The organism is Providencia sp. JGM181, from assembly GCF_018257375.1.
In the GTDB taxonomy this organism is placed as follows: Bacteria; Pseudomonadota; Gammaproteobacteria; order Enterobacterales; family Enterobacteriaceae; genus Providencia; species Providencia lanzhouensis.
Map to the genome: position 1 here is coordinate 1 of NZ_JAERJY010000283.1, position 1,000 is coordinate 1,000.

The window sequence follows — 1,000 nt, forward strand, 5'->3', positions numbered from 1 at the left end:
TCTCTATTTCAATTTTGTTTCTTTTCTCTATTTCTGTTTTTCTTTTTTTTCTCCTGAATTGAAAGGAAATATTAATTAAATATACTACCATTAAAGATATGGTGATCTCGAAATAATATAGCCTAAAGAAATTGCTTATTGGGTTGTCAGAACCTTTGTAAATCAAAATACCTGAGATAGTCAGTAATGTAATGGTTGTTGCATTCAATAAAACCTTTGAGGTATTGTCCGTTCTCCATATAGATAAGTAATAGACTATAAATGAAGTAAGAAAAACACCTAGATTAATAATATCAACTTCTTTCGAATACATACTTAACACGATCAAAAAAAGTAGTGATAAAGATATCATTGTATCTATCACACAACTAAATGTTATGAATGATTCATCTTTATTTTCAGACATATGTGACCCTGCATTTTATTAAAAGTAAGGGTTATTATAATAAATATAAGGCTAGTTTCATTAAAAAATTTTAATTCACCTTCTTAAACTCAATAACCCATACCCAAGGGTTAACATTCCAGCTTTCTTCTCCGTATATATCCATCCATACTTGAGCGAACCATGAACGTGAAAAATCAGGTAGGCAAAGCTCACGCGATACAACATCAATCGATGGATGGCTTGGTGGCGCGCCTTCTTTCATAGCGTCTTGCTGCGATATCTCCTGAGCTTTCTGAATCCAAACATCAGTAATTTCAATTTTCCCTTTAATATTACCGTCTTTGTCCGCAACGTTAATGATGTCGCCAACCTCACCATACGGGCAATCAACATCAATAAAGCCATGCCGCCATGCTACACATACCTGCTCTGACAGTGAGTAACCTTCTTGCCATGCACCAAGTTTGCGTAACTCATCCTCGGTTACCTTTGGTTGTGGATCAATCGGTCTACGTGCCTGCGTTTTTGTGCCATCCATGACGGCCGCTAACATGGCATCATTAAACTTAATTCCGTCTTTCATATTTACCTCATAAAGTAAGTGTTTTTACC

At 35.4% G+C, this 1,000-nt stretch carries 2 protein-coding genes; both read right to left on the reverse strand.

Features of this window, described 5'->3' with window-relative positions; genetic code table 11:
- A partial coding sequence (locus tag JK188_RS17535; RefSeq protein ID WP_211888703.1) for a hypothetical protein occupies window positions 1-406 on the reverse strand: 406 nt, incomplete at its 3' end.
- A gap of 70 nt (window positions 407-476) precedes the next feature.
- A complete protein-coding gene (locus tag JK188_RS17540) occupies window positions 477-971 on the reverse strand; it encodes an ASCH domain-containing protein (protein WP_154600016.1) in 495 nt (164 codons plus the stop codon).
- Between the last annotated feature and the right edge of the window lie 29 nt (window positions 972-1,000).

Excerpts from the sequence above, each read along its gene's own strand:
- JK188_RS17540 (WP_154600016.1), bottom strand. The coding sequence starts at position 971 with ATGAAAGACGGAATTAAGTTTAATGATGCCATGTTAGCGGCCGTCATG.